We start from the raw sequence: 26,102 nt of genomic DNA, 5'->3' as shown, positions 1-26,102 counted from the left end.
CTCTCGAGCACTCCCGGGCTCAGCTGAACTGGCGACCGTAACGGACTACTTCCCGGCCTGGTCGGTCACCGCGCGCACGACGTTTTCGAGGGCGTCCGCGGTTTCGTCGAGGGGGCGGGTGCTGCGTTGGGCTCGGCACATGGCGACGGTGCCTTCGATGGCGGCGACGATCAGGGTGGCGGTTCGGTCGGCGGCGGCGGGGGTTGCGCCGTGGGTGCGGAGGGAATCGGCGAGTAGTTCGGTCCAGTGGTCGAAGGCGGCGGCTGCGGCGCGGCGGGGTTCGTCGTCGGCATCGGACTGGTCTTCGACCGAGACGGCCAGTACTGGGCATCCGGCACGGAAATCACTGTCCACCACTACTTTTCGCCACATGGCCACGAATGCGCGTAGTCCGGCGACCGGACCGGCGGGGAGTTCCTTGGCGAGTTTGCGCGCGGCGAGGGCGTCGGCGAAGCGGACGGCTTCGGCGGCGAGTTGGGATTTGCCGCCGGGAAAGTAGTGATAGGTCGAGCCGAGGGGCGCGCCGGAGTGCTTGGCCAGTTCGCGCACGCTGGTCGCGTTCAGCCCGCGACGGCGCAGCATGTCGGCCGCACCCGCCACCATTCGATCTCGCGCCTCCGATGGCGCCATCACACTCCCTTGCTCATAACGACTGTCATAGCGTACCGTGCACGATCTATAACAGTCGTTATAACGAAGGTGTTCCCATGCCGATGATCCAGCTCACCCTGCCCGCGGCGGTCTTGTCCGCCGAGACCCGCCGAACCTTGCAGCAGACGCTGCCCGCCACCCTGCTGAAGTGGGAGGGCGCCCCCGACAACGCGTTCTTCCGCGCGCAGGCGTGGTGCCGCATCGATGAAGTACCGGATGGTGGCTTCAACAGCGCCGAGGACGACCTGCCGCGGTTCCGGATCGATGTCACCGTGCCGGAGGGCGCGCTATCCGATCGGCGCAAGGAGGGCCTGATCAAAGAGGTGACCGCCGATGTGCTGGCAGCCGCCGGACTAGGCGTGGACGACGCACTGCGCGTCTGGGTGCTCATCCACGAACAGCCCGAGGGCACCTGGGGCGCGGCAGGCACCGTGGTGCGCTTCGCCGAACTGAAAGCCCTTGCGGCACAGGCGCGCAGCTGATGCGGGAACTGAACTTCCTGCGCACCAACCAGCTCGAGTGGCGGGAACGCCCCGATCCGGTGCTAGCCGACGCGCGGGATGCGATCGTGCGCCCGTTCGTCGCCGGCCGCTGCGACGGCGACACCATGCCCATTCACCGCCACGTCTCGCGTGCCATGCAACTGGGCATCCGGGCTGGGCTGATCGACCCCGTGGTGTCCGACATCTGCGGACCGGTCCCGTTCCAGGGCCCCTTCGGGATCGGCCATGAATGCATCGCCGAAGTCCTCGAAACCGGCTCGGGCGTAACCGGACTCACGCGCGGCGACTTCGTCGTCGTGCCGTGGGCGGTGTCGTGCGGCGAGTGCCGCGAATGCATGCGCGGACTCACCGCCAAATGCTCCACCACCCGCACCGGCCCGCTGGCCGCCTTCGGATTCGGACCCGCCAGCGGACCGTGGGGCGGCATGGTCGCCGACCGCCTGCGCATCCCATACGCCGACCACATGCTCGTGCGCCTACCCGACGGACTCGACCCGCTGCGGGTAGCCGCGGCCAGCGACAACCTCGCCGACGCATGGCGCTGCGTCGTCGCGCCGCTGACAGAACGCCCCGGCGGGTCGGTGCTCGTTCTCGGTGGCGCGGCCCAGAGCATCGGGCTCTACGCCGCCGGGCTGGCCGTCGCGCACGGCGCCGAGGTCGTCGACTATGTCGATCACCGGCCCGAACGCCTCGCGATCGCCGAAAAGCTGGGTGCGCGAGCGCATTCGGTCAAGAAGGGGAAGCTGCGCCGCGCGGATCTGCCGTCGCGCCGCTACGACATCGTGGTCGAGGGCACCTCCACCGCCGCCGGTGTCGACGCCGCCCTGCGGGCATTGCAACCCGGCGGGATCTGTACACCGGTCGGCTATTACCTCCCGCCGGGTACGAAGGTGCCGCTGATGCACATGTACGCGAACGACGCGACCCTGAAAATCGGTGTCTCCCAAGTGCGTCCGGTGCTACCGGCCCTGCTGGACTTCGTCGCTCGCACGGACTTCCCCGCCGAAACCGTCACCACCCTGCTCGCCGACTGGGACGACGCCCCCGACGCCTACCGAGCCCACACCACCAAACTCGTCCTGCACCGGCCACCGCTCGGCGTCGACTGACCGCACCCGGCTATCTCGGATCGAGTGCCGGGGCGACCCAGGTGGTGAGGTAAGTGCGAAGTTCTGCGCCGCGGCGGGGCGGGCGGCCGGGGTCGATGACGAACGACTGGACGATGCGCAGCATGTGCTCGACGAGTTCGTCAAGATCGGAGATTCCGGCGGCCGCCCAGTCGACAGCGAAGCGTTGCAGGATCGAGCGGCCGAATGCCAGTGCGGTGTCGGAGGTTACGCCCGCGGAGAAGGCGCTGGCACGGCCGGGGGTGAGCAGCAGGTTGAGGTATTTCTCGTGGGGCAGACGTTCGAGGGTGTAGGCGATGCCCTCCACGACGGCAGTGGCGGGGTCACGAATCTTGCTCACGTGCTCGGCCAGGATGTCGAGAAAATGCGTGGTCTGCGCGATGGCGGTCGCGGTCGAAAGCGCTTCCGCACTGGGGAAATAGCGGTACACGGTCTGGCGGGTGACGCCGAGGTCGCGCGCGACCTCGGCGATGCTGAAATCGCTGCCTGATCGGTCGATCGCTCGACGCGCAGCGGCAAGGATGCGCTCGACGGCTTCGGCGTCGTCCACGGGCGCCGTACCCGACCAGCCATGCGTGCGCATCGGCATGCTCCTTCACCCGCGCCATCTCGCGATCGCTTGACCATACACATGTGACTAGATGTATGGTCAAACCAGTCGGCTTGATCGAAGGAACGCAATGACCCCGCCACCACGCCCCAAACAGCTCGACTCACCCGTTTTGCCGAAGATCTTCAAATACACAGGCAAAATCCAAGTTTGGGTCTACAAACGCACCGGTGGACGCATCGGCGGAAAATGGCGCATCGGCGCCGGCTTCCGCAAGCCGGTACCGACGCTGCTGCTCGAGCACCGAGGCCGGAAATCCGGGACCATCCACACCACGCCGCTGCTCTTCATCACCGACGGCGCCGACACGGTTATCGTCGCTTCCCAGGGCGGCCTCGCCAAACACCCGCAGTGGTACCACAATCTGCGCGCCACCCCCGACACCCACATCCAGATCGGCCGCGAACGCCGCGCCGTGCACGCAGTCACCGCCGACCCACAACAACGCGCACGTCTGTGGCCGAAGCTGGTCGACGCCTACGCCGACTTCGACACCTACCAAGCATGGACCGAGCGCGAAATCCCGGTCGTCATCCTCCAACCCGGCACCGCGCTCGACTGATCATGCCGACCGTCGATCCGAATGTGCGGTAGCGCCAAGCCGAAGACATGTAGGCGAGTCGAAATGCCTGCACCGGCGGCACTCGGCGAGGACCGGGCTGACCTCTCCGCGCACACGGGCACGGGCAGCTAGCCGCGGGATCGCCGCTACGCAGCTCGAGTAGTGCGCGGATCATGGCCGACGATGTTGCGCGCGATCCGCCGAAAGCGATGCGAGAATGCTTGCGCGACAGGCCAAGTCCGCGATAATGCTCCGTAGGCGACTACGCTCACCGCAGGTCACGTGATCAACGAGGGAAGGCGTAATGGAGGATCTCGCCGCGCGATTCGAGGAGCTGGGTCGCCTGGTACCGATCCCCCATCCGTGGGATATAACGGAATACATCGCGCGGGTGGCCGAGTACCGGGGACGGCCGATCGCGTTGTGCCCGATCGACGTCGGCGCACTCTTGGGGAACGGATGCGGCACCGGAAGCGGACTGTGGATTGCCCGGGAAGACGACGACGTGATCATGTACGGGGCCGACACCGAATGGCATGCCGATCACATCATCGCCCACGAGATCGGTCACATGCTGCTCGGCCACGGAGGGACCGCGAGCGGTCCCGATGGTGCCGCAGCTGAACTGCCGTTGCGCGAATTGATGCCCTCGCTGTCGCTGAAAACCATCCGCAGCGTACTGCGCCGCCAAGACTACGGCAGTGAGCGCGAGCACGCCGCCGAAACCTTCGCCGACCTGCTGCTGGTCGAAGCGATGCTGCCGAAGCGGTCGGCGAGCCGGTTCCGCTCGACGTTCTTCCGAAACCGGCATCGCTGAGATGACCTCTCCGATCCCGGGTCTGATCACCTGGCCCGTACTGATAGGCATGACGTTGGCACTCGTCGGCCGGTGGTGGCTGTTGCGGGACAGCATCGTCGACCGGCTCATCAACCGCGGGCTCGCCGCCTCCCTCTTCGAACAACTGTTACGGGAGGCTTGGTTCGAAAAGTCACTGGCCTGGCTGCTGCCCGGCGACGACAGCGACGTGGTGAACATCGCCCGTCAGCTCTCGTTGGGAGCAACCGTGTTGACCATCTCGCATATCTACGGCGTCGCCAAGTTGTGGGCAGGCGCCGATCCCGCCCACACGTGGCGCAGGCAACGGCGCTATTACCTCGTCACGACCACCGTCACCGCCGTCATCCTGATCGCAGGGACGCCCGCCCGCCGCGCCGACCAGTTGATCGACCAGACCCTGGGCTGGCCGGCTGTCGTGGTCTGGGTCGCTTTTTCCCTGCCGCTCGGCGCTACGGCCCTGCTCATCGGCCGGGTATGGGTGCGCGAGATGCGCGCCGCAGGCGAGACCACCTGGCAGGAGCGTGCACTGTACGCAGAGGTCCTCGGCACCGCGGCGGGCACGGGGATCGTCGCGGTCGTATACCCGCTCGAGACCACCATCAGTGTGCTGACAGGCCATCCGTTATTCGATCCCCAGATGCACTGGAAGGCATGGAGCGGCTTCTGTCTCTCCGCCGTCGGCGCTCCCGCCGTGGTCACCGTGCCGCTGATCAGTACCCTGCTCACCCACATCGGATGGGACCGCACCGGCCGATACTGCCGCCGCCTGCGGCCGATGTGGGCCGATCTCACCGCCGCCGTACCCGAAATCGTCCTGGAGATGCGGCGCAACCAAAACGGCCGAACAGACCCGGCCATCCGTCTGCACCGCATGACGGTCGAGATCCGCGACAGCCTGCTGCACCTCAAGCGCTACAGCAACAGCCCTGACGATCTGGCCGCCGCGGGCGGTGACCCACATATCTATGCCCGCCGCGTCGCCGAGGCCATTGCCAGCAAAGCTGCCGGGCACCCGCCGAGCGCGAGCCGGTGCACGCCCCGGCACCAGGTCCAACCGGGGGCACGGGACCTCACCGCGGAGCTGCGCCAGCTACTCGCACTTGCCAGGGCATGGCCCCGAGTCCGGCCCACCGCCGCCGCGCTACGGCATTAGTGCCGGCTGGTCCACGGTCCATAGCCACGATCCGTCGGGCTGGCGTCGGGCGATCTCAACGGTCACCTCGCCGGTGCTCAGCCTGGACGCTGTCAGTGCCAGATCACCGCTCACCAGCGCTGGATGTTGCCTACCCGGCGAGAGCACCGGCGCGGCCGCGAGGAACTGCTCATACACCTTGCGGATCTCCGCGTGTCCGGTCGCGAGGTTGCCCGGTGGAAACGCCAGCACGGGTGAACCCAGCGCAGCGTCAGGACCTGGTGGCCACCGCGCTGACCGTCCGCGCCGAAGAAACCGACTCAGACGGCTGGCTGCGGCTGGAGCTGACCTTCCAAGATCCGAAACACGCCGAATGGGCACTGTGGCAAGTCGCCACGAACGCGGAAGCCCTTGCCCCGCAATGGTTGCGCGACTCTTTGCACAACCGCGCCGCCGCGATCGCCGCCAGCTACGCAGTGTCACCGTGCCGAACGTCTATCTACGAGGTCGTGGTGGCTGAGCGGCTCACCGGTAAGGCCGCCGGCACCATCGCATTCCTTGCCAGCGACGATGCCGGCTTCATCACAGGCGCCGCCATTCCGCTCGATGGTGGCATCACCGAGGCCTTCACTGTCCCCGAACGAGTTCCGGCGAAAGCTGAAGCGCTATACGTTGAAACGGAACTCGACCAAATTGCGCAGTAGAATAACCTATGCCCATCGTTCCCGTCCGTGCCGCTATCTACTTGCGTGTCAGCCTGGACCTCACCGGTGAAGGGCTGGCTGTCGAGCGGCAGCGAGAAGACTGCATCGGTATCGCTGAGTCCCGCGGCTGGACCGTGGTCGAGGTCTACACCGACAACAGTATTTCCGCATTCAGCAAGGTCAAGAGCCGACCAGCCTACGACCAAATGGTCGAGGACTACCGAGCTGGTCGATTCAACGCGCTTGTGACCTGGGATCTCGACCGGCTGACCCGGCAACCCCGACAGCTCGAGGATTGGATCGATGCTGCGGAGAGCCAAGGACTCAGGCTCGTAACCGCGAACGGCGAAGCCGATCTTCAAACCGACGGCGGACGAATGTACGCCCGGATCAAGGCCGCCGTTGCGCGTGCGGAGATGGAACGTAAGGGCGCCCGGCAATCTCGAGCTCAACGACAAAGAGCCGAGAAAGGCCGCCCGCCAAGAGGTGTCAGAGCAACCGGCTACACGCTCGACGGCGAGATCATCCTGCCCGAAGCAGAAGCGGTGCGGGAGGTTTTCCACGCATTCGCGAACGGTTCATCACTGAGGGCGATAGCTGCTGCACTGTCGGGAGTTGAGCCGGTCATCCGCGAAGTCGGCGATCGGACAAAGGTTCAGGATCTACCAAAGTCAGTGCCGCCGTTGCCGTCACGCAGTGGACGCGCATGGAATCCGACATCGGTTATCACGATGCTCCGAAATCCCCGGTACGCGGGATGGAGCATGCTCGACGGCGAAATCGTGCGGGACACAACCGGCAAACCTATTCGCGGACAATGGGATCCGATTGTCTCTGACTCGATCTGGCTGGAGGTTCAGCACCGACTTGACGACCCGGCCCGAAAGTCCAATCGCGCCGGCACCGAACGGAGACACCTAGGCTCGGGACTCTATCTTTGCGGTACCTGCGAAGCACGAGTTCGGGCACACAACGATCGGTATCGATGCGCTGGCCATATCATGCGTTCCCGCGCGCAGATCGACGGAATGGTTCTCGAGTATGTCCGCGGTCGGCTGGCTAAGTCTGATCTGGCCGATCTGCTTGTCCATCAAGACGACGAACGACTCGCCTCGATCGCAGATCAACTACAAACCCAACGCGACCGGATCAAGCGCGCCAGAACGGATTACAAGAACGAACTGATCGATGGCGCGCTCTTCGCTGAGATCAAGTCGGAGGCCGAGGATCAGATTGCACGCCTCGATACAGAACGGGTGACACTGACTGCAGGCACAGCGGCGTCCGCGATCCTTCTGGCGCCCTCACCAGTTGACGCATTTGACGACGCCGACCTCGCTGCTCGCCGCGCTGTGATCGACCTCCTATGCGAGGTTCGCCTGTTCTCTGCCCCTCGTGGAAGGAAGCCTCTCGATCCGAAGTCAGTGCGAATCACCCCGAAGTAGATATCCCATCGCCGTAGAGCAATGGATTATGAGATCAAACACTGCGAACACTGTCCTGACCAGGCAATACCCTGGTCAGCCATAAGCGCACAAGCAGAATACATTGCTGTCGTGACGCATCGTATCGATCTTGATGGCCCGGACGGTGGCACTGTCCAATGCCGCTCAATCCGACCATGCTTCAAGCCTAACCTGTGTGCCATTAACGCTGACCAATCCGACTATTCCAGGAGGGCTGGCCAACAGCTCAAGGATACGGCGGACCACAGACATAGCCTCGGCGCGGGCAGCTATGCCGCGGGTCAGTTCTGAACTGGTTCTATCCTGTCTGAACTGGTTCTATCCTGCGTGGACCAAGCGGCCGTCACGCCCTAAGTTTCAGCCTGGTGCATGGAACCAGCGCGAGTCGTCAGGCTCACTAGGGTGACCTCGTCACCCCGGCCCCAGCTGGGCCGCGATCGCCGTGGACTTCGACCTGTCGAAGTCGAGGGGCAGCGACTGGCCAGGATCTGCCAGGAGGACTGCGATTGGACAGCCCGTATGAACCAGCTGACCTTGTTCGCGCTCTCTACCAGGCGGCATAGTCACCTGAGAAGCATGCCGCGCCTAAGTAGTTGCGGTAGTCGGGCATAGTTCAGGAAGATTGGACAGTGACCGTGATCCTCATCGACACAAACATTATCTGCGCGGCGCCGACGATGCAGTCAAGCGCTTGGCAATCGCTAGCCGGAAAGTCAGTTCATTGGGATCTGACCATCCTTGTTCCTGAGGTCGTAGTGATGGAGGCGGTTAATGTTATCGGCCGCGATCTAAAAGAATTTAGGTCTGCCTTACCGCGTTTGCCGTTCAAGAAATTCGATCTCCGGGAGGGCCTGGAGTCGAATCTTGCCGAGATCGACTCCCGTATTGATACCGTTGAGGAACGTCTCTTAGGTCGGCTAGATGAACTCGGCGTGGAAATTTTCGAGACGCCGTCGGCAGATCATATGGAGATCGCCAGGCGTGCATCCGTTGGTCAGCGTCCATACTCTCATAAATCCAAAGACGGATACCGTGATACTCTAATTTGGATGACCATTCTCGCGGTTGCAGACAAATATCCACTTGAGCGAATTTGGTTTGTCAGTGACAATACGAATGATTTCGGCGAACCAGCGGCCAGTCGACAGTCATGCCCATTTCCATTCCACAGCGAATTACTCGCGGAGTTAACGGAGAGAGGGATATCGGACAGGGTTCGCTACGCGGTATCGATTACTGCTCTCGAGGCGCACCTCGCTAAGGAAAATTCGCCACTATCCGATCGTGAGCTCGAAAAGTACATTCGTTCGATTGACTTCGAAATGCTCGACGATGCGCTATTGCAGGCGATTAGGAATCTCCCGATTAGTCCAGACATCATCGGCTTCTCGGAGACGTTAGGCTCCGGAAGGGTAATGGATGCGAAACGATCAAGGAGCGAAGACTGGAGATTTGCCGACGGCGCTAGGCGTGAAAGCGGTGGGTGGACAGCGTCGTTCTCGGTTCGGAAGGATGCAGCCATAGACCTACCCTATCTTGAGCTTGCGTTTATTCAGATACCCAAGGAAATTGATGTCTCCGGTGTTCTGGAGTTCTACGGAACCGGGCAGCTCAACAAATTCAGCATAACTTCTCTTGAGGGCGTGCATGGAAATGGCGATCTCAGTCGCGATGGAATAATTCGAAACCTAACCAAATTGATTCGCAACGCCTCGGATGGGAAGGATTGGAGCAAGTTTCGAATTTCAATAGTCGAAGAGTTGAGCGAAGCATCAGAGGGGTTGGATAGAACAACTGGATTGTCGGAACCGCCGATTACACCAGAGAAAGAGTAGCGAAAGCTGCGCCAGCGAGTACTCACTCAATGTGTTTGCTGAGAGGTGGGTGGGGTGCGTGGATCAGGCGGGCAGGCCGCGCCTGCCCTGCACCACTGCCCGCCGCGGCGCCGTCACACGTCATTTCTGCACCAGCTGATACGAACACCTCACCACACACGCCACAGCTGATCGGGCCGAGTCGATGCGTACCGGAGCGACACGGATCCTGCGCTGGCAGTTACAGATTGCGGTGATCCCGTTGTTGCTGCTGGCTCGTCCACGTCGTTCGAGTTCGCGGCGTCGGTAGGCGACAGCACCAAGCCGAGTTCGCCGACCTGGCCGCGGTACATGTGCTGGGTGGGTATCGGCGCGGTGGTGATCGACCACCCGTGGTCGCCGTCCTGGCCCAGCTCTAACCCGAGTTCTTCACCAAAGTTCACGGAACTGGGTGCTGTGCCAGCGTCCTTGGCGACTGGTGTCCTTGAGGTCGCGGGTGACCGCGATGCCGTGGACGGCTTCGTACAGCAGCGTGCCGAGCACGTCGACGGGCCCGCGGTCGAGCGCTTCCCCGCCGATGAACAGCTCGTGGATCTCGTATTCCACTCCGCCAGGACCGTTCCCGATGCCGCCCGGTACGGAATGCCCGTTATCGCTCCATGATGTGTGACGACCAAGGCAGGATCGGGGCCAGGCTCCGATACCCATCGCGGCGGGTGATGGTCGCGATTCTTATGCTGCCGCCGACCCCGTGCGGCGGCTTCGTGAACGACACGAACCCGATGGTGGTGCTCACCAGGAACTCCGCGAATCGCGTGGCTTGGACGATCGACATGTCCTTGGTGACGGGGTTACCCAGCTTCTCAAGCGCACAGGTTAATGCGAGCGACTGGGTTGTCGCGTATTCGTCCATGGCTTTTCGGAGGTTTTCCTCGCAGCAGCCATAGAGCCGGTGGATCGCGGTGTTCTGAGCGAAAGACAGCAGCGCCGGAGTGTCGTCCACGCTCAACGCCTGCCGGCACTCTGGCTCTCGTGCGCCGCTTCTCATGGTCAGCGTCCATACCTCCGGGGCTTCGCAGCTCGCGGAGTAACCCGCAACGACGTAGACGGTATTCCGGGGGAAGTTCTCAAACCCGCAGGTCTCTTTGACCACCTCCTTGGCCAGCTCAGCACCCCTCTTCACGACATCTTCGATCGTGTAGTTCGACGGATCCAGTGGCCCGTACGAACCTGTGCCCCTGAGCCTTTCACGTAGCCGCTGCGAGAAGTCCTTCACCGGGAGTGTGCCGATGGAGCCCGACTCGCATGTCATCGCTCCGATAGGGAGGTCCTCGTGCAGGATGAAGAGCTTCTCTGCATCGTGGTCGACTACCTGGTCCTCTCGCTGACCGAAGGTCGTGCCCGACGTGGTCGCGGAATCGGCAGCAAGCACGAGCCCTTCGGGCACGCTGAGGCAAACAAGAACGGTCACATCGATATCCAACACCTGGCACTGGTGGCTGCGCCCACCGCGTCTGCCTGGGGTGGCGCCGGTACGGTGCACGCATGTCCGACGACTCCGAAGATCCCGAACTGCGTGCTGCCGCCCAATTTTGTATGGACACGACTCTGGCTTATACACAATGGATTCAGGCCCAGGACGTAAAGGACGGCTCGGCAGTAGCGACGGACGACAAGCTGTTCTCCGTGATGTCGATGACTGAGTTGATCAACGGCCAACTCGTTGCCGCGCTTGACTGCCTACTCCTCGCGACATGGTCGTTGAACAAGTCGGGCTATGCGCGGGGGCACGGACATCCGGCGCTCATCAGATCGGCGCTCACGCCGGCAACCTGCGCCCTGTGGATCATGGACGATGATCCCAACCAGCGCAGGCTGCGGGCATTGCAGATCGCATACGCCCAGGCGGAAGCAGAGTCCCTCCATGTGCGCGACATTGCACCCGGATGGCGCCAGCCAGGCGAAACAGGGATTGGGGCATTTATCGACTCGCGAGCGGAGCGTCGGCAACGAGTGGTTGCGGACGGCGAGCAACTCGGATTCTCCGAGAAGCAGATCAAGAGCAAGCCCAAGGACCAGGATATCGTCCGCCGAGGTGGTGATCGCCTGCCTGACGGTTGGTTGTTCGACAACTCACCAGGCGCGTATGTGATTTCGGAGTGGCGACTTCTCAGCGGCCGTGCTCACGGCTTCCAATGGCCGATCAAGCTCGGATCGATACCGATTGCCAATTCCGCCCGGCCGGATTTCGAGACATACGACGTTGCTTGGAGCCTGGACCGCGCTCTCGGAAGCGTGCGCGTAGCCCTGCGGGTCGCCCGATACGCCATGGACCGATGGGCCTTCCTTGCTGGGATGCCTCCGTGCTCCGATCAAATGCCGTAGCCCGCCCTGTTCACGCGAACACGCCACCGGAGGTGGCGCTGCTCTTAACGTAACTTCCGCGCCCTGACGTCAATCCGCTCCCAAACTCACTGATAGCGAGGCATGGCACCAACATTTCAGACAGATGCGTGGCGGATGTCAGGGTGCAGATAGTTCGCAGGATCGTTCGGCACGTTTGCGGTTGGCGCGGATGCGGCACGCGGTGGAGCAGTAGCGTCCGGGCCGTCCGGTCGAGGCTCGGGTGAGGACCTTCGTGCATTTCGATGCCGCGCACCGAGTTTCGTAACAGCTGCCCCCGGTCGCGGTGTCGTTGTTACGAAACTCCGAGAGTGGCAGCATGCCCGGTATCAGGAGTGTTGAGTGGGTGGTTGGCCATAGGACCTCGGTCCGTTCGTGGCGGGCCCCCGCCCTGAGTGGTGAAGGCTGCCATCTCGTAGCGGTACCAGTGCGGGTAGAGCTCGGCCCGAGGGTGACTCCCCTTTTGTGGTCCCCATCGCGACGTACAACGCTCCCTGCTCCGCGCTCCACTTTCGTCATGCGCTGGCACTTGCGCGCTCGAAACCGCCACTTGCGCACCTGAGTTGACCTGCTGCGCTGAGCGCGTCCTGGCGCGCGAACACGCCACCGGAGGTGGCGCTGCTCTAGACGTGACGTACCCACCTGACGCAACCCCGCTCCCAAGCCTCCTTTTGTGGTCCTCTCTTTGTGGTCTTTCTCTTCCTCTCTTGTCCTTGATCTTTGGTTCTTTGTGTTTTGTGTTGTCTTCTGCCCTGCCCGTCCCCCACTCTCTATGAACAGCGAAGCCATAGAGAGTGGGGGACGGGCAGGGCAGAAGGCGGCGCAAAACGCCCCAGCTAGAAGCGTTTTCGGGTTCGGATTGATCGGATTTTGATCCGACTCTGAATCCGGATCAGGTCCGCATCAGGATCGGATCAGGTCCGCATCAAGTCCGCATCGAAATCCGGTCCCAGAGATGCCAGTAGGCCCGCCTGGCAGTGCCGACTGTTCGGATGGTCGTCGGTTGTCAGGTGCCGGGTTCACGGCGGATTTGATAGCGAAGCGGCATGCCACACGCACGGTTCTGGCTACGCTTACTTGAAAGCGTTGCGAGGCAAGGGGGTTGCCGATATGCCAGTCGATGGGCCAGTGCCGTGGCCGCGGGTGGAACACACTGCCGCCAAACATGACATTTACGACCGGTACCTGCGTCGATGGTTCCCGATCATTCTCAGCGACAACTCATGGAATACGGCCACGTACGCCGAGGGATTCTCCGGCCCTGGCGTGTACGACCGCGGCGAGGACGGTTCACCGATCATCGCGGTCCGGGCGTTCGTCGAAAAGGTCTCCAACCCTTCGAAGAAGGCTCGCTTCCTGTTCATCGATGACGATCAACGTTGCGTCGCTATGCTCCCTGAACAGCTGAAGCGCGCGTTTCCCGATCGACCGCGACCAGGAGATCAGATGCCTGTATCAATCAAGAAGGGCAAGTGCGAAGAGCTTCTCGAGCAAGAACTCGACCGCGTCAGAGCATGGGAATCACCGATTCTCGCGGTTTTGGACTCGTGGGGCAACGCGCCAGTACCGTTCCGATTCCTGCAGCGCATCGCCAACAACAGCGGCTCAGAGGTGATCATCACCTTCAAACCGCAGCACTTCGTGCGGTTCGTCTCGGATCTTGGTGATGCTGCAGATGATGTATTCGGCGGCGACCGTACTTGGCGCCAAGCAGGCACGGTCGATAGCAGCGAGAAGCGTCAGTTCATCCTGACCTGCTACCGCACGGCACTCAAGACCGCGGGATTCAAGTACCTGCTCGACTTCGAACTGGTCGACCGTCGCGGCGACGCACTGTATCTGGTGTTCGGGACAAACCACCGACTTGGTGTGAAGAAGATGAAGGACAGCCTGTGGGAGGTGGACCGCACCTTCGGGATCGGCTTCCGAGATCCTCGCGACAGCCAACTCGAAGCACTCTTCGAATTCGTCGATCCACAGCTTGGTCCGCTATCGCGCCTGCTGCTCGACCAACTGAAAACGCGGGGGCCGACCCGTGTCGAGGCCCTACGCGACTTTGCCTTATTCGACACTGTGTTCCGTCCCGAGCACGTCATCAAGGCATTGCGGCCGCTTGTCCACTCCGGCGCGGTTGAGGTGGACAGCGGGGGTCGCCAGATCCAGCTCAGGTCATTCGTTCGAGCCGCAACCAGCCAAGCCAGAGGTGCGTAGAACCATCTCAGCCAGCGCATTCATCCAGGTCAGGCAAGCCCAAGACGCAGCAAGACCCCTACCGATTCGGTAGGGGTCCAAGAGGTTTCAGCTCATGCGATCAATGCGGGCATACCGTCCCACAGTCGACCATCGAGCTCGCGTCCCATCGCTTTCGGGGTCCGACCACCCCACTGTTTGAAGAAGAACGGCACCGACATGTCTTGGCACACATCACGAATGCCACGGACCCAGGTCGGATCCATCGGCCGATGGCCTACCCCGGATTCCCCGCCCGCGATAACCCATCCGATGCCGTCGAGCTTCAATCCGTCGAGCGGCCCCAGAAGCGGCTCACACGACAGGAACCGCACCGCTGCGGGGACTTCGCGCAGGTGGTCGACGCGGTCGAGGTAGTCGGTGTTCTCGACCGACACTCCCATCCACACATTGGCCGGCCAGTCCAAACCATCGGCGAGGCGCTTCAACCGCAGTGAGCGTTTCGTCAGCACCTGGTAGGTGTGCTGCGGGGTTTCGCGCATAACGTCGAACACGTCGCGGATGAATCCGACCGGCACCTTGGCGTGGAACAGGTCCGACATCGAATTGACGAATACCACGCGCGGCGCGCGCCACCGTCGCGGTACATCCAACGCCTGCGGGTGGATGGTCACGCCGAACCCCGGCCCGGACGTGCGCACATCACCGTCACGCTGGTACTTGTCGGCACCCATCGCTTTCAGGCGTTTCGCCAGCACCATCGCATAGCAGTGGTCACACCCGGCCGAAACTCGGTCGCACCCCGTCACCGGGTTCCACGTCGCCTCAGTCCATTCGATGCCCGACTTGTCCGACATGACACCTCCTCCCGAATCTTGTTGACACTACGTCCACACCGCGTATTCGTAGTCCCACACGCTGCATCGTGTGACTCCTTTCTCAAACGTCATCGCCAGCCACACCGGATTTGGTGTGCTCCTGCGCCGCGGCCAGAGTCCGGGTCACCGACGAAGCGCTGAGTTCGACGTGCTCGGCGATACGCGCATGCGACCATCCCTCCTCATGCTTCAGCCGCAGAATCGTGGCGACTGTGCCCGGGTCGCGGCGCCCGGATGGGTCGGTGCTGCACACCATCTCGGCCACCGTCGCCCATCGGTCGGTGCGTGGCTGCAGATCGGTGTCACTGGTGCGCACGGGTGCTTCGATCTGGACGTGATGGGCACCATTCAGCTGCTGTGCGCCTTGGTGGGCGGTCAGTTCGCTGGTAGTCGATCGGGTCTCGGTGTGGACTTCACGCACCGAGACGGTGCGTACCGCTTCGGGCTTACGCACCGGCTCGGCATCGACGCGCACGACTGGTGCGTGGTGGTGCTCACCGATAATCATGTGCGCCAAGGCCGCACCCATGCCGAGGACCACAACGGGAAGGCAAGCCACCAGCACGGTGACCGGCCACGGCGCCACGGTCACACCGGCGGCTTGCATGAGGTGGTAGGCGACTTGGCCGACCGCGCCGAGTGCAAGGCTGCCGAACGCCGAATACTTCGCGTAACTGCGGGTTCGGCTCGAACGGATCCGCCCCGACAGCCACACCGACAGCGCGTAGGAGGCATACGCCTCCATCCCGATCGGCAGGGTGATCGCGGTGTTGATCTCGAAATCATCGGCGATACCGGGCAGCGGGTGCACCGGACCGAAACCGGTCAGCTCACCAAGACCGACCCAACCGGACCAGATCGCCACGAACGCGGGCAGCGCCAGCAACAGCACCGGCCACGCCCGCACCGGCCGCCGCAATGCCTGCGCACCGGTCTGTGCATCGTATGGTGCGTGGCGGTGCGCAGCATCATTGCTGCGCACCACGTTCGCACCGGAGTCGTGTCCGGTCACGGTTCACGCACCGCTCTGCCCGGTGGCGGGGTTGTAGACGGCGGTGAACAACCGGGCTTTCGGGTAGTCGGGGTCGGGTCCGGTGTAGGTGACCGACAGCAACGCACCGACCGCGAAGTCCTCGGTGCCGGCGTTCTCCAGCGCCAGACCGATGGCTTGTTCCATGCGCCAGGACACATACAGATTCCGCGGTCCGCTGCTGGTGTCGAGGGTGATCACCAGCTGCATGACCGGTTGGCCGTGCTCGTCGAGTTCGACCTCGTCGGGAGCGCCGCCGTATTTGAGCTTGGGCTCCTCCACGATCGCGGTGATCCGCCCGTACACGGTCGTGCCCGGATTGCTGGTCTTGCTGAACGCGCTACTCGGGCGCGCGGCGCGACGGAAACGCTGTCCAAAAGTGCTGGTCATGATGCTGTGTCCTTCCGAGATGTGTTTTCAGTGAAATGTGTTCAGCGGCTGCGGCGGCGGTCTCTGCGTCGCAGCGGCTCTTCCGGGTCGCAGCTCCAGGTCTGGTAGTCGCGCAGGTCGGCACCCTCGGCGCTGAGCCAGTCCAGAAGCTCGTAGTCGGCCTGGAATTCGGTGTCGCGTCCCAGGTGCTCGCGATGCTGGGTCAGATGGTGGTAGTAGGCGGCCTCGGCGGTGACCACGCGGTCAGAGAGGTCGGGCAGGGGCACGTCTTCGGGCCAGTCGGGGTAGACCACGTCAGGGTTGTTCGCCGCAGCGGTGGCGTTGAACACCTCACGTCCGAGTTGCTGGGCGCGGTCGTGGATTTCGCGGGTTCGGGGGTCGGGTGGTTCATTGGGGTCCCTTCGTTGTGATCTGTTCATCGGCTGCGGGTTCGGCTCACCGGCCGAAACCGCTGCTGCTGTTGTTGTTGGGGTCGATCGAGGTACTGGACCGGTTCGAGGTCTTCGAGCATGTGACCGGCGGCGAAGTGGTCCGATAGGTCCTTGCCATCGCGGGCCTGCATGACCCGGACCTCACCGACCTGGCCGGTGAGGGTTTCGGCGACTTTGGCGGCGTGTCGGTAGCCGGGGCGGTCGCGGTCGGCGACCACGATCACCCGCCCTGCCCCGCGCAGCCATTTGGCGTGTTCGGGGGTCCAGGATCCGGCGCCCATTGCGTTGCAGGTCGCGATCAGCCCGGCCCGGTTCGCGGCTTGGACGTCCTTTTCGCCCTCGCACACATAGATCTCGCGGCCAGTGTCGAGGGCTTCCCGGATATCGGTCAGCTTCCATGGGATCGGCGCGAAACCGCCTTTCTCCCAACCGGTTCCGTTCCATCTGGCTTGCCAGAACGATTTGGCGTACCCGTGTTCGTGCGGGGTTCGCATCCGGAACACTGCGCCTTCGATCTGATCGGTGTGCCACCGATAGACGTAGGTGTCGACGTTCTCCGCTGGCCCGGTTGGTGCCCCCAGATCGGGTTTGTTCAGGATCGGGAACGAGGCGGCGGCGATCGCCCGTTCCACCGGAGTCAACGGCCGCCGCTCACTGACCCCGAACCGCTGCCCGTGAACCCCGTTGCTGATTCGGCGGTTCGGGTCACGTTCGGGCAGCCGGTCCCATAGGTCCCGTACCCGTAACCCGATCCGGTCCAAGACCTCTTCGTCGTTGCACTTTGCCCAGCACCGCACCATCGTCTTGCCTTGGCGGGGGTCATACCGCACACCCAGCGACGGATTGTGGTGCTGCCCGTCGCTCTCGTGTACCGGGCACAGGTAGTTGGTCCACTGCTCGGGGCCGCGTGGATACGGGGCCCGACCCATCCTGCGGGTCAACGCCTCGGTGACGACCTCGTAGGAATGCCCTTGCGGCTCTTGCGATTGCATCCTCACCGCCCCCGATCGATGCCGGGACGAGTGGAGTCGGCGAGGACCCGGCCCTGTTCGATGCTGCGGCGCTGCACCGGATCCAACTTCGTGCCCGCGCTCCGCAGGGATTCGACCAAGCTCCGCCGCATCGCGGTCGGGTCGCATTCCCATTGCGAGCGAGCCTGTTTGAGGAATCCCCACTGCTCACGGTGCGGGCCGTAGTGCCAGCCCTGATCGATCGCGGCGCCGTCGGTGTAGAGGCGGTGGATATCGGCCTGAGTCGCCTCCGGCCGGTATGCCATGCGGGTGAGCCGATCGAGTTCGGTGAACGCCTCGCGCATCGCTTCCTCATGCTCGATGTGCATCACGGCTCACCTGCCTCGCTGGATCCGCGGGCGTGGCCGGTCGTTGCCGGTCAGCTCACGGGCCTGCTGTTGGCTGCGGCGCTGGATATCGGTGAGCCCGTATCCGCCGTTGTGGTCGACGTTTTCCATGAACCGGGACATGGTTGCCGGTGAGCGTTCCCAGTCGTGCTGAGCGTCGGACAGGTAGGCCCACTGCTCGGTGTGCGGGCCGTCTTGCCACCGCTTCTCGATCTCGATTCGGTCCGAGTCGAGCCGTTCGATATCGGTTTCGGTGATCCGGTCGCGGAACATATCCAGGCCCAGCTGGTAGTGCTGCTGGTAGTCGGCGCGCATCGCTTCCTCGTGTTCGCGTTCCATCTCAACGGCTCCGCTCGATACCATCGCGGCCGTGACCGTTGCGTCCCGGCTGCGGCCACGCCTGAGTGTCGGGACCTGGCCGCTCATGGCCGGTGTCGGTAAGGTCGTGCAGGTAGCTGGCACGCTTGCCCACCGGTCCCTGACTGCCGGTGTCCTCGCCCGGCCGTTGCTGCTGGGGATGGTTTTCCTCGGCGTCGATCACCACATGGTGCTGTTCCTCACTGCGCCGTGGGGCTTGCTCACCCCGATTGGCTTCGCGCCCGTTTCGCTGGGTCCACAAGGTCTGGGCGAGTTTCTGCACGGCCTCGTCGCGTTCGCGCTTGTAGCGGTCGCGTTCCGCAGCGACCTGATCCACGTTCGGACGGTCGCGCAGTTCACCGATCTCGTTGGCCAACCGGAGGTTTCGGTTCTTCAACTCCTCGATACGGCCGTCAGCGGCGTCGAGTTTGCGCTTCATCTCGTCGCGGTCGGCGGTGACCGCGTCCAGACCGCGCTGCAACATCCCGACCCGGCTCTCCAACCGGTCCCGGTCATCGGAGATATCGCTCAAGCGGCGTTCGACCTGGGCGAACCGCTCCGGATCGATCGACTTGGCTGACTCCTGTTCGGCGGGATGGGTTTTCGGCTGCTCGGTGGCCTGTCCGCGCTGGGGACGCAGGTGCTGCTCACGCAGGGCGCGGACTTCGTCGGTGACCATCCCGAGCGGCCCGTCGACGATCTCGGCGTCGTGCGCTCGGCCCTGTTCGCGGATGGTGAGCGAAAAGTCTTCCCCGGCGCGGCTGCTGGTGTCGCGGTAGGTGTCGAGCTGATGCAACGTCCAGTCGTAGGCCTGCTCACGCGTTTCGAACGTGCGCAACTGCGTACGGTCCTGCGGTGGGACCTTGGCGTACTCGACGTCGTCGAGGTGCAGTACATCGGAGGGACCGACGTTGACCACGAATGGTTTGCCCGGCCGCTGGGGTGGACGCTCGGCGGCCGGATGCAACTGTTCGGCGTGCGCGTCGGCGACGGTGCGCTGGTGATCAGCGACAGTGTCGGCATCGGCGAAGAATCCCGCGCTTGGGTTCTGCTGGTACCCACCAAAGGGGTCACGGATGATGCCGAGGGGCTGTTCGAGTTGTTCGGACACCGTTTCCGGGTCGCCGTGGCGGTGATATACCGGGCGTCCGGCCGGATCGCGCAGGGTGGCGTCCACGGTTTGCCCGTCGACCCACATCGTGTGGTCGATATCGCGGTGCATCCACTCCAAACCCTCACGCGCGGTGTCGAACCCGCGCGTTTCGGTGATCGGGTCCTGCCCGGTCCCGCTCATCCACGCCAGCCTCGCCTGATAGGGCGCGGCCTGCCGCTGCTGCTCACGCTGCGGCGCGGCTTGTTCGCGGATGGTGCGGGCGACCTGGGCGCGGTACCGCAACGCGTCCACACCACGCACTTTGTGCGCCTTGGCGAACAACCGGCCCGGCTCGAACCGCGGGAAGATCGTGGCCGCGTCCACACCGTCGAGGGCGATGCCCTGTTCGACCCGTGTCAGGCTGGTGTTGCCGATGATGCGGGCCTGCAGATCATTCGCGTGCCGCGACAACGCCTGTGCGTCGCGGTAGCGGCGCTGGTGGTCGACACTCGGGTCGGTGGCACGGTCGGCCACGGCCAGTGAGTGCGTGCGGTAGCGGTCGATCATCTGCTGGGTCCACACCAGCTGGTTCTTACGATCGGCCTGCTCGGCGCGGCGCTGCTCACGTAACGCCAGGCTGATCTGCTTGCGCACCCGGCGACGCTCCAGCCAGTTCCCGGCCTGAGCGTGCAAACGCAGCATTTCTTTCATCGCGTACCCGAACTTGCGGGCCTCTGCGATCAACTCATCTTCGGGGCTGCGGTCGGTCATGTTGTTGTATTCCTTTCAGCGGTAGCGGTTTTCGGTGTTCATCGGGTCCGCTCGACGCGGTTGCGTCGGCGGTCGAGTTCTTCGGCGGCGGCGTCGGTGAGCTTGAGCCGGGTCGCGTACCGGCCACATGCCCGCGCTATCCAGACCCCGGCGGCGTCAAGTTGGTCATCCGCCATGGCCAGCGCGGTTTCAACGCGCAAGGTCGCCTCGACCGGGTCGAGTGGGTCACCGAGGGTGTCGACTGCCAGGGAATCCGGATGCCGCCGCAGGGTGGCGTATTCGCGGCGGATATCGACGAGCTCGCGCCGCAGCTGGATCAGCCGGTCATCGACCTCATTCAGTCGCTCGTACAGATCCACCGGTGCGGTGTGGATCGGCTCGTCGGGGGTTCGGTTGGTGCTCAACGCATTTCCTTCCTTGTGGTGAGTTACGGGGCGGTGGTCGGCGCCGTGCGTGTGGTTTCGTGCCGGGTGCGGGCGGTGTCGAGCCGGTCGATCAGCCCGCGCACGATCGCGGCGAGAGTGGTGACAACGACAGCGAATGCCGTGCTGACGCCGCTGGAGACGGTGCTCAGGACCTGCGGGATCGAAGGACGCAAGGCCGCGTTCCACCACACGTAAGCCAGCCATCCCGTCCCATAGGCGGCCAGTGGTCCGGCCACCAGCCACGGCTGCCCCCACGCCGCGAACGCGGTCGCAGTGACCACAAGAGCGGAGGCAACCGCAGCGCCGCGAGCTACCCGCCGTCGTGCTGCCCGCCCGGCCGCGATGGCTGTCCCCGGGTCGGCGGGTGTGTCCCAACCGTTGGCGTCGTCGCGGTCTGTGGCGTCCTTCTTCACCAGGCGCAGCACCGGCCGGTCGGTGGATTCGGGTTCGCTGCTGCGGGCTCGTGTGGGCGGGTTATCGACGGCGGCAACCGCGGCTGCGAGGAACTCGGCGACCTCCTCGGCCAGCTTCTCGCCCTGGAGTTTCGGGTCGGTGGGTTCGCGGCCCTCGTCGGGGTCTTCCCCGTTGTGGTCATGGTTGTTGTTGCGGATACGCATGATGTGTTGCCTCTCAAACGATTTCGGGATTACGGGGTGGTTAGGCGACCGCGGCGGTACCTGATGAGGGGTTCGGCTTGCCTGCGGCGTTGTCGGCGGCGGCCTGCGCGGCCGGTGTGCCCGGCATCGGGGCGAGTTCGTTCCGCTCGACCCGCACGATGCGGCCCCACTGGGCGCGACGACCGCGGGCGTAGACGAATTCGCCGGTGTCGAGCTGGCGCAACAGATCCGGGTCGACCAGCCACATCTCACCGACCGACACCTGGCCCTCGTCGCCGTGGCGTTGACCCTTGATCAGATGACGGCTCGGCAGCATCCCGCGCACGGAACCGAGGTGTTTACACAGGTCTCCGGCGTTCTCGTTGTAGCCGAGCAGCAATCCACCCGCGCACGCCTTCAGCAGCCGGTTCAAGCCCCACACGTCCGCGGCGAGACCTTCTTGGGATTGGGCAGCGAACAGCAGCGCGACGTTCTGGGAGCGGCCCCGCTCGCACACGTCGATCACACCGATCGATCCCTTGGCCGTGGTCAGTGCCGAGATTTCGTCTATGATCGCGGTCACGCTGCGGCGCTGGTCTTTCGCAGTGCGCCCGGCACGTTGCATCACCATGCGCAGGATCGCGGCAACCTGAGCGCGGGCGGCGTCTTTGTCCAGGCCCGGCACGGTCACATACAGCACGTCGATGTCGTCGAGGCTCTTGCCGCCGTCGAACACGAACTGCCCGTCGTGGTCCTGCAGCAGGTCGAACAGGTTCGATGCCTTGATCAGCATGTCGTCGAGCTGGGGGACCTTCTCCGCCTGCAACGCCTCGACCATGCGCTGCACATCGGGGGCGTTGTTCCAGATATCGAGCAGCTTCTGTTCGGAGATCCGCTCCAGGAACTCCGCCGACGAGCGCGGCGGCCCGACCGGAGCGTCGACCACGAGAGAGACGATGCGGCGGCGCATTTCGTCGAAATGCTGGCCCTCGCTCGTGGTGGCCTCACCCGCGTTGAGCATGTCGCCGATCACGCCGCGCATGTCTCGGGCGGGCATGTCCCACACGTCGAGCCGGTCCACACCCGGCATCACCATCGCGATCCGTGCCGGGTCGATCCCCATCCGCACCGCGTAGTCACGGATCTCGATACCCAAATCGCGGTCGTCTTCGCCGCCCTTGCACGAAATCACCGCCAGCAGCGGACGCGGGTGACGGCGCCGCATCGCAGGTACGTCCTTCCACTGCACAAACGCCCGCCACTCGTAGTCGAGCATCCCGACGAAATAGCGTTTGATCAGCTCGGTCTTCCCGGAACCGGTCGTACCGACCGCAGCGCAGTGGCGTTTGGCCTGCTTGTGCGGGATCACCATCCACGACTGATGCCGCGTCGTGAGTTCCTGCCACAACCCGGCCGGTTTCGCGGTCGTGCGATCCGCGAGCGGGCCGAGCACGATGCCATCGCCGACGCTGTAGGGGGCACCGAGTTTCGCGGCTTGGGCGGCGCGGGCGAAGCGGCGGGCGACCATCGCGTCCTTGACCCGCTCAGTACGACCGAGGGACTTCAACCCGACGGTGTTGGTCTTGTGCACGAACTTCGCCCACACATACGTCGCGGTCACCGCCGCGAACGGCACCCCGAGCGCGAGCATCATCCGCAGCCCGGACCAATCACCATCGGCGAGTTGGGAGGCACCCGACCAGAACAAGGCGGCGGGAGTGGTCCACGAACCACCCGCCAGCGCCGAAGACGCTGGCAGCAGCAAGGATCCGATCGCGAAGTTGCGCAACCGGTGCGGCGCCAACGGCCAGCGCGCCGCCACGGCCACGATCATGACCAGCATCGCGAGTACCACCACCCCGCACACCGTCGCGGTGCCCGCGACATGAGTGAGGGTGCTCAGGTCGGGTAAGTCGACGCCGTCGAGCTGCTTGATCGGCGGCGTGACCGGATGCACCTCGATCGACGGCCGCGGATCCTGCACGATCGCCGGCGCAGCCGGTGGTGTGGCCGTGGTCGTCCCGAGTGGGTCGCAGTCGGTGGGGGTCAGGATCGGTTGGCAGTTCTGGTTGGTCATGATGCTTCCTTGGAGATGTGAAGTCCGTTGCGGGCGTGGCGTTTCGCGGCGCGGGCCTGGTTGCGAGCGGCCAAGAACTTGGTCCATTCGTCGTCGAAGTCGCCGGTGGCGAACAGCAGCGACAGGTCCGCCAGTTCGCGTGGGAGCCGGTCGTAGGCGGCGTTGACCACGTCCTGCACGCGTGCCGAGCGGCACAGGTACAGCAGCCCGACCACCGATTCCTCGACGCTGTCGCGCGCTGCCCGCAACGCGCCGGCCAGGGCGGCGTCCATCTGGGCGCGGTCTTTCTTCTCGGTCAGCTCGACTTCCAGCGCCCACCAGCCGTGTTTGCCGTCGACCTCGCCGAGGAACCGGCCATCGTGCACGTGCGGGCGGTCCCGCTTCGGGGCACGGCCGGTGCTGAACATCAGTTGCCCGGAACGGGTTTCGCTGGCTGCGATCTCGGCGCGGCGGCGCAGGATCCGTTCCGACACCCACAGCTGCGGGTCCGAGCCGACGAGCATGATCCGGGCTTGGGCGACCGCACGGTAGTGGTTGGCATACATCAGCGGCGGATGCCAGTCCTTGGGCCGCCAACTCAGGTAACGGGCCGCGGTATCCGGCTTCGGGTACACCCACGCCCGCCCCGGCTGCACCTCCACCAGCGGATGCACCAAACCGCGCTCGATCAAGATGGCGGCGAGGTCGTAGGCGCTGCTCAAGCTGGTGTTCAAAAACCACGCCAGCACATCGACCTGCATCCCGTGCATGTCGGTCAGCGCGGCCAGCGCGGCGTCCTGGCGGGCGGTGACCGTCTTGCGGTGCGGCACCGACAACACCCGGCCCAACGACCCGTACGGGACGCCGATCTCCTCGGCGACCTCCCGCTTGGTCAACCCCTGACCACGCAGCGCCGCCGCCTCACCCACGCACCGCTCCACCTGACGCAGCGAAATACCCAGCAGCTGCGCGATCTCGCGATAGGTCAAAGGCTTTGGCAGATCACGCAAACCGCCCACGATCTGAGTGCGGTGGCGCCGCTCCAACGACGCATACCGAGACTTCTTCGCGTTGGGGTTCATCGTGTTCGCTCCCTTCGGTTTCGGGCGCAGCGGCGGGCTTCGATCTCCGAACAGATCCGGTCGATCTCCTGCGGCGACACATTCCGCGCGTCGTACCGTTCGACCGGTTGTTCTGGACCGTGGGTTTTGCGGCTGGCGGCGATATCGGCGCGGGCCTTCAGAACCACCTCGCGCATGTCGTCCGCAGGTCGCGGGGTCACCCCGCACATCGGGCAGCGCCGTGTCGCGCCGCCCTCGCGCTTCAACTGCCGTTCGCGGCCGCGGTTGCCGTCCCACGTGCGAGCCAGCGACCAGCCGATATCGGCCTCCTTGATCACCGCCAACAAGCGGGCGCCGCGCCCGGCGCGATGCTCGGCCAACCGAGCATCCAGATCCGTGGTCCAACCGGTGTAGTGCTTGGCGTGCCGATACGGACGCTCGAAATGCAGCAAATACACCGTGCCGTCCGGAGATTCGCGGCTCATCGCGACCGCTCGATCCGCCGCGAACCCGTTCGAGTCCGCTGCTGGGCGATATCCCGCTCCAGCGCCGCCCGCCAGCTGCGCAGTGCCTCGCTGGTCTCGCGCTTGACCGCGTCCCGAACACCTTTGAGGTAATCGAGCTTGGCGCGCTCACCCGTCGTCTGAGCGAAGTCGTCGCGCTCCATCGACGCCCACGCGGCCTCCGACATGTCGAACAACACCCCATCAGCGGTCGACAACCGCTCGAACCGTGCCCGCGCATCGTCCAAATCACTCACGACCGCTCACCTCCCCAGCGGGGACGCAGCTGCCCGGCTTCTCCGGTGGCACACCGGAATTCACCGAACGGCAGATGTTCGGCGAGGGTGTGTAGTGCTGGTAATCGACCATCGCGGCCGTGCACCCGGCCATCCCGATCAGCAGAATCACCGCGAACGCCGCCAGCCGTACCGTCGGCGGCAATAGCCCGAGCGGGGAATACACCGCACCGACACCGGTGAACTCCGGACCAGCCATCGAATGCAGCGGGCTCTGAGCACCGCGACCGCGGTCGAAATAGGTGACCGTGTACCCCTGCGGCGTCGGTCCCGGCTGCCATGGCGCGCTCACCGCGACCGCCCCCGATCAACCAGCGGCCGATCGGCCTGCTCACGCTCCGGTTGCGGGTACTCGCGGACCTTCTCGGCCAGCTCATGCGCCGAATGAAGCCCGTACTTCAATGTGGCGGCCATGTCATGGGCAGCGCTACCGAGGTGCTGCGCCGTGTACTTGACGTTGACCCTGCCGTACTCCTCGCACGACCACGGCTTGCCGTCCGAACCCGGCTTGTTGAACAGGTCGGCGTGCGGCCCCAACGCCCTGTAGCGGGCCTGCAACGCAATCGTCCGCAGCCGCAACAACTCCTGCTCACGCACGATGGCGTCCAATTCGTCCAACAACTCAAGCGGATGGAACGACTCGTTCACACTCATCGCCGCACCCCCCACCGACGCGACGCTCCCCACAACGCGACCGCACCCAGCAGCATCACCGTGAAACCGACGACCGCCGGATGGGTCAAAACCAGGTAACCGACCGACACGGTCGCAACCGCGAAACCGAATGTGCGAGCACGCATCACGCAGCCCCCTTCGATTGGGCCCGCACACCGAGAAGCGCAGACAGCTTGGCGCGAG

At 64.4% G+C, this 26,102-nt stretch carries 32 protein-coding genes; 10 read left to right on the top strand and 22 right to left on the bottom strand.

Annotation, left to right across the window (positions count from 1 at the left end):
- Window positions 1-45 precede the first annotated feature (45 nt).
- On the bottom strand, window positions 46-630 hold the full coding sequence (locus ACQPYR_RS07365) for a TetR/AcrR family transcriptional regulator (RefSeq protein WP_433629165.1): 585 nt from the start codon (window positions 628-630) through the stop codon (window positions 46-48).
- 77 nt (window positions 631-707) lie between these two features.
- Here ACQPYR_RS07365 and ACQPYR_RS07360 point away from each other — a divergent pair, with 77 nt between their 5' ends.
- Window positions 708-1,133 carry a tautomerase family protein gene (locus tag ACQPYR_RS07360; protein WP_433629163.1) on the top strand — a complete coding sequence of 142 codons (426 nt, stop codon included), beginning with the start codon at window positions 708-710 and terminating at the stop codon, window positions 1,131-1,133.
- On the top strand, window positions 1,133-2,263 hold the full coding sequence (locus tag ACQPYR_RS07355) for a zinc-dependent alcohol dehydrogenase (protein ID WP_433629161.1): 1,131 nt from the start codon (window positions 1,133-1,135) through the stop codon (window positions 2,261-2,263). The genes ACQPYR_RS07360 and ACQPYR_RS07355 overlap by 1 nt, the downstream gene beginning before the upstream one ends.
- A 10-nt stretch (window positions 2,264-2,273) precedes the next feature.
- Here ACQPYR_RS07355 and ACQPYR_RS07350 read toward each other — a convergent pair whose 3' ends face one another.
- Window positions 2,274-2,864, bottom strand: coding sequence for a TetR/AcrR family transcriptional regulator (locus ACQPYR_RS07350; protein WP_433629158.1), 591 nt, complete (start codon window positions 2,862-2,864; stop codon window positions 2,274-2,276).
- 97 nt (window positions 2,865-2,961) lie between these two features.
- Here ACQPYR_RS07350 and ACQPYR_RS07345 point away from each other — a divergent pair, with 97 nt between their 5' ends.
- From ACQPYR_RS07345 to ACQPYR_RS07335, 3 genes are all read left to right on the top strand, one after another.
- On the top strand, window positions 2,962-3,453 hold the full coding sequence (locus tag ACQPYR_RS07345; RefSeq protein WP_433629156.1) for a nitroreductase family deazaflavin-dependent oxidoreductase: 492 nt from the start codon (window positions 2,962-2,964) through the stop codon (window positions 3,451-3,453).
- 304 nt (window positions 3,454-3,757) lie between these two features.
- Window positions 3,758-4,270, top strand: a complete 513-nt coding sequence (locus ACQPYR_RS07340; protein ID WP_433629154.1) for a hypothetical protein — start codon at window positions 3,758-3,760, stop codon at window positions 4,268-4,270.
- Between the two features lies 1 nt (window position 4,271).
- Window positions 4,272-5,444: an MAB_1171c family putative transporter gene (locus ACQPYR_RS07335; protein WP_433629152.1), complete on the top strand. Its 1,173-nt coding sequence runs from the start codon at window positions 4,272-4,274 to the stop codon at window positions 5,442-5,444.
- On the opposite strand, the gene ACQPYR_RS07330 is transcribed toward ACQPYR_RS07335, so the two are convergent.
- Entirely contained in the window at window positions 5,433-5,675 is a 243-nt protein-coding gene (locus ACQPYR_RS07330; protein ID WP_433629149.1) for a hypothetical protein, read from the bottom strand. The two genes, ACQPYR_RS07335 and ACQPYR_RS07330, sit on opposite strands and share 12 nt — an antisense overlap.
- A gap of 2 nt (window positions 5,676-5,677) precedes the next feature.
- On the opposite strand from ACQPYR_RS07330, the gene ACQPYR_RS07325 reads away from it, so the two are divergent.
- The 3 genes from ACQPYR_RS07325 to ACQPYR_RS07315 all read left to right on the top strand — a co-directional run bounded on the left by ACQPYR_RS07325 (window position 5,678) and on the right by ACQPYR_RS07315 (window position 9,428).
- Complete coding sequence (locus ACQPYR_RS07325) at window positions 5,678-6,127, top strand: WYL domain-containing protein (protein ID WP_433629146.1); 450 nt, start codon at window positions 5,678-5,680, stop codon at window positions 6,125-6,127.
- Window positions 6,128-6,135: 8 nt separating this feature from the next.
- Window positions 6,136-7,572, top strand: coding sequence for a recombinase family protein (locus ACQPYR_RS07320; protein ID WP_433629144.1), 1,437 nt, complete (start codon window positions 6,136-6,138; stop codon window positions 7,570-7,572).
- Between the two features lie 650 nt (window positions 7,573-8,222).
- On the top strand, window positions 8,223-9,428 hold the full coding sequence (locus ACQPYR_RS07315; RefSeq protein ID WP_433629141.1) for a PIN domain-containing protein: 1,206 nt from the start codon (window positions 8,223-8,225) through the stop codon (window positions 9,426-9,428).
- Between the two features lie 408 nt (window positions 9,429-9,836).
- Here the strand turns inward: ACQPYR_RS07315 and ACQPYR_RS07310 are convergent, their stop codons facing one another.
- The gene (locus tag ACQPYR_RS07310; protein WP_433629138.1) at window positions 9,837-10,013 is read right to left on the bottom strand and encodes a hypothetical protein; all 177 of its coding nucleotides are present in this window, start codon (window positions 10,011-10,013) and stop codon (window positions 9,837-9,839) included.
- Between the two features lie 43 nt (window positions 10,014-10,056).
- Window positions 10,057-10,878 (bottom strand): hypothetical protein, encoded by an 822-nt coding sequence (locus ACQPYR_RS07305; RefSeq protein ID WP_433629135.1) that lies wholly within the window; start codon window positions 10,876-10,878, stop codon window positions 10,057-10,059.
- Between the two features lie 74 nt (window positions 10,879-10,952).
- On the opposite strand from ACQPYR_RS07305, the gene ACQPYR_RS07300 reads away from it, so the two are divergent.
- The gene (locus tag ACQPYR_RS07300; RefSeq protein ID WP_433629132.1) at window positions 10,953-11,792 is read left to right on the top strand and encodes a hypothetical protein; all 840 of its coding nucleotides are present in this window, start codon (window positions 10,953-10,955) and stop codon (window positions 11,790-11,792) included.
- A gap of 1,095 nt (window positions 11,793-12,887) precedes the next feature.
- Window positions 12,888-14,021 carry a three-Cys-motif partner protein TcmP gene (gene tcmP, locus ACQPYR_RS07295; protein ID WP_433629130.1) on the top strand — a complete coding sequence of 378 codons (1,134 nt, stop codon included), beginning with the start codon at window positions 12,888-12,890 and terminating at the stop codon, window positions 14,019-14,021.
- A 92-nt stretch (window positions 14,022-14,113) separates the two neighbouring features.
- Here tcmP and ACQPYR_RS07290 read toward each other — a convergent pair whose 3' ends face one another.
- The 17 genes from ACQPYR_RS07290 to ACQPYR_RS07210 all read right to left on the bottom strand — a co-directional run bounded on the left by ACQPYR_RS07290 (window position 14,114) and on the right by ACQPYR_RS07210 (window position 26,044).
- Window positions 14,114-14,857: a DUF5131 family protein gene (locus ACQPYR_RS07290; protein WP_397032933.1), complete on the bottom strand. Its 744-nt coding sequence runs from the start codon at window positions 14,855-14,857 to the stop codon at window positions 14,114-14,116.
- Between the two features lie 82 nt (window positions 14,858-14,939).
- On the bottom strand, window positions 14,940-15,890 hold the full coding sequence (locus ACQPYR_RS07285) for a hypothetical protein (protein WP_433629127.1): 951 nt from the start codon (window positions 15,888-15,890) through the stop codon (window positions 14,940-14,942).
- Window positions 15,891-15,893: 3 nt separating this feature from the next.
- Window positions 15,894-16,298, bottom strand: coding sequence for a hypothetical protein (locus tag ACQPYR_RS07280; RefSeq protein WP_433629124.1), 405 nt, complete (start codon window positions 16,296-16,298; stop codon window positions 15,894-15,896).
- Between the two features lie 41 nt (window positions 16,299-16,339).
- On the bottom strand, window positions 16,340-16,717 hold the full coding sequence (locus tag ACQPYR_RS07275; RefSeq protein WP_433629121.1) for a hypothetical protein: 378 nt from the start codon (window positions 16,715-16,717) through the stop codon (window positions 16,340-16,342).
- A complete protein-coding gene (locus ACQPYR_RS07270; protein ID WP_433629118.1) occupies window positions 16,714-17,721 on the bottom strand; it encodes a toprim domain-containing protein in 1,008 nt (335 codons plus the stop codon). The genes ACQPYR_RS07275 and ACQPYR_RS07270 overlap by 4 nt, the downstream gene beginning before the upstream one ends.
- Before the next feature lie 2 nt (window positions 17,722-17,723).
- The gene (locus ACQPYR_RS07265; protein WP_433629117.1) at window positions 17,724-18,068 is read right to left on the bottom strand and encodes a hypothetical protein; all 345 of its coding nucleotides are present in this window, start codon (window positions 18,066-18,068) and stop codon (window positions 17,724-17,726) included.
- Window positions 18,069-18,074: 6 nt separating this feature from the next.
- Complete coding sequence (locus ACQPYR_RS07260; RefSeq protein ID WP_433629114.1) at window positions 18,075-18,425, bottom strand: hypothetical protein; 351 nt, start codon at window positions 18,423-18,425, stop codon at window positions 18,075-18,077.
- 1 nt (window position 18,426) lies between these two features.
- Window positions 18,427-20,307: a hypothetical protein gene (locus ACQPYR_RS07255; protein ID WP_433629111.1), complete on the bottom strand. Its 1,881-nt coding sequence runs from the start codon at window positions 20,305-20,307 to the stop codon at window positions 18,427-18,429.
- Between the two features lie 38 nt (window positions 20,308-20,345).
- A complete protein-coding gene (locus ACQPYR_RS07250; RefSeq protein WP_433629109.1) occupies window positions 20,346-20,711 on the bottom strand; it encodes a hypothetical protein in 366 nt (121 codons plus the stop codon).
- Between the two features lie 23 nt (window positions 20,712-20,734).
- A complete protein-coding gene (locus tag ACQPYR_RS07245; protein WP_433629108.1) occupies window positions 20,735-21,349 on the bottom strand; it encodes a hypothetical protein in 615 nt (204 codons plus the stop codon).
- 40 nt (window positions 21,350-21,389) lie between these two features.
- Complete coding sequence (locus ACQPYR_RS07240; RefSeq protein WP_433629105.1) at window positions 21,390-23,405, bottom strand: hypothetical protein; 2,016 nt, start codon at window positions 23,403-23,405, stop codon at window positions 21,390-21,392.
- Window positions 23,402-24,466, bottom strand: coding sequence for a hypothetical protein (locus tag ACQPYR_RS07235; RefSeq protein ID WP_433629103.1), 1,065 nt, complete (start codon window positions 24,464-24,466; stop codon window positions 23,402-23,404). The genes ACQPYR_RS07240 and ACQPYR_RS07235 overlap by 4 nt, the downstream gene beginning before the upstream one ends.
- Window positions 24,463-24,930: a hypothetical protein gene (locus ACQPYR_RS07230; protein ID WP_433629101.1), complete on the bottom strand. Its 468-nt coding sequence runs from the start codon at window positions 24,928-24,930 to the stop codon at window positions 24,463-24,465. Before ACQPYR_RS07230 ends, ACQPYR_RS07235 begins: the two co-directional genes overlap by 4 nt.
- Window positions 24,927-25,205 (bottom strand): hypothetical protein, encoded by a 279-nt coding sequence (locus ACQPYR_RS07225; protein WP_433629098.1) that lies wholly within the window; start codon window positions 25,203-25,205, stop codon window positions 24,927-24,929. The genes ACQPYR_RS07230 and ACQPYR_RS07225 overlap by 4 nt, the downstream gene beginning before the upstream one ends.
- The gene (locus ACQPYR_RS07220) at window positions 25,198-25,536 is read right to left on the bottom strand and encodes a hypothetical protein (RefSeq protein WP_433629096.1); all 339 of its coding nucleotides are present in this window, start codon (window positions 25,534-25,536) and stop codon (window positions 25,198-25,200) included. The genes ACQPYR_RS07225 and ACQPYR_RS07220 overlap by 8 nt, the downstream gene beginning before the upstream one ends.
- A complete protein-coding gene (locus ACQPYR_RS07215; RefSeq protein ID WP_433629094.1) occupies window positions 25,533-25,898 on the bottom strand; it encodes a hypothetical protein in 366 nt (121 codons plus the stop codon). The genes ACQPYR_RS07220 and ACQPYR_RS07215 overlap by 4 nt, the downstream gene beginning before the upstream one ends.
- Window positions 25,895-26,044, bottom strand: a complete 150-nt coding sequence (locus tag ACQPYR_RS07210; RefSeq protein ID WP_433629091.1) for a hypothetical protein — start codon at window positions 26,042-26,044, stop codon at window positions 25,895-25,897. Before ACQPYR_RS07210 ends, ACQPYR_RS07215 begins: the two co-directional genes overlap by 4 nt.
- Window positions 26,045-26,102: the final 58 nt, after the last annotated feature.

It is taken from the genome of Nocardia sp. CA-120079 (assembly GCF_050955745.1).
GTDB lineage: Bacteria > Actinomycetota > Actinomycetes > Mycobacteriales > Mycobacteriaceae > Nocardia.
The sequence above is the reverse complement of the archived record's forward strand: the minus strand, read 5'-3'. Positions and strand labels throughout refer to the sequence as shown.

Coding starts and splice junctions, on each gene's coding strand:
- ACQPYR_RS07275 (WP_433629121.1), bottom strand. CDS start 16,717: ATGAACAGATCACAACGAAGGGACCCCAATGAACCACCCGACCCCCGA.
- ACQPYR_RS07280 (WP_433629124.1), bottom strand. CDS start 16,298: ATGACCAGCACTTTTGGACAGCGTTTCCGTCGCGCCGCGCGCCCGAGT.
- ACQPYR_RS07235 (WP_433629103.1), bottom strand. CDS start 24,466: ATGAACCCCAACGCGAAGAAGTCTCGGTATGCGTCGTTGGAGCGGCGC.
- ACQPYR_RS07335 (WP_433629152.1), top strand. CDS start 4,272: ATGACCTCTCCGATCCCGGGTCTGATCACCTGGCCCGTACTGATAGGC.
- ACQPYR_RS07255 (WP_433629111.1), bottom strand. CDS start 20,307: ATGACCGACCGCAGCCCCGAAGATGAGTTGATCGCAGAGGCCCGCAAG.
- ACQPYR_RS07320 (WP_433629144.1), top strand. CDS start 6,136: ATGCCCATCGTTCCCGTCCGTGCCGCTATCTACTTGCGTGTCAGCCTG.
- ACQPYR_RS07340 (WP_433629154.1), top strand. CDS start 3,758: ATGGAGGATCTCGCCGCGCGATTCGAGGAGCTGGGTCGCCTGGTACCG.
- ACQPYR_RS07300 (WP_433629132.1), top strand. CDS start 10,953: ATGTCCGACGACTCCGAAGATCCCGAACTGCGTGCTGCCGCCCAATTT.
- ACQPYR_RS07210 (WP_433629091.1), bottom strand. CDS start 26,044: ATGCGTGCTCGCACATTCGGTTTCGCGGTTGCGACCGTGTCGGTCGGT.
- ACQPYR_RS07260 (WP_433629114.1), bottom strand. CDS start 18,425: ATGGAACGCGAACACGAGGAAGCGATGCGCGCCGACTACCAGCAGCAC.
- ACQPYR_RS07345 (WP_433629156.1), top strand. CDS start 2,962: ATGACCCCGCCACCACGCCCCAAACAGCTCGACTCACCCGTTTTGCCG.
- ACQPYR_RS07240 (WP_433629105.1), bottom strand. CDS start 23,405: ATGACCAACCAGAACTGCCAACCGATCCTGACCCCCACCGACTGCGAC.
- ACQPYR_RS07290 (WP_397032933.1), bottom strand. CDS start 14,857: ATGTCGGACAAGTCGGGCATCGAATGGACTGAGGCGACGTGGAACCCG.
- ACQPYR_RS07355 (WP_433629161.1), top strand. CDS start 1,133: ATGCGGGAACTGAACTTCCTGCGCACCAACCAGCTCGAGTGGCGGGAA.
- ACQPYR_RS07270 (WP_433629118.1), bottom strand. CDS start 17,721: ATGCAATCGCAAGAGCCGCAAGGGCATTCCTACGAGGTCGTCACCGAG.
- ACQPYR_RS07350 (WP_433629158.1), bottom strand. CDS start 2,864: ATGCGCACGCATGGCTGGTCGGGTACGGCGCCCGTGGACGACGCCGAA.
- ACQPYR_RS07230 (WP_433629101.1), bottom strand. CDS start 24,930: ATGAGCCGCGAATCTCCGGACGGCACGGTGTATTTGCTGCATTTCGAG.
- ACQPYR_RS07265 (WP_433629117.1), bottom strand. CDS start 18,068: ATGCACATCGAGCATGAGGAAGCGATGCGCGAGGCGTTCACCGAACTC.
- ACQPYR_RS07360 (WP_433629163.1), top strand. CDS start 708: ATGCCGATGATCCAGCTCACCCTGCCCGCGGCGGTCTTGTCCGCCGAG.
- ACQPYR_RS07245 (WP_433629108.1), bottom strand. CDS start 21,349: ATGCGTATCCGCAACAACAACCATGACCACAACGGGGAAGACCCCGAC.
- ACQPYR_RS07365 (WP_433629165.1), bottom strand. CDS start 630: ATGGCGCCATCGGAGGCGCGAGATCGAATGGTGGCGGGTGCGGCCGAC.
- ACQPYR_RS07215 (WP_433629094.1), bottom strand. CDS start 25,898: ATGAGTGTGAACGAGTCGTTCCATCCGCTTGAGTTGTTGGACGAATTG.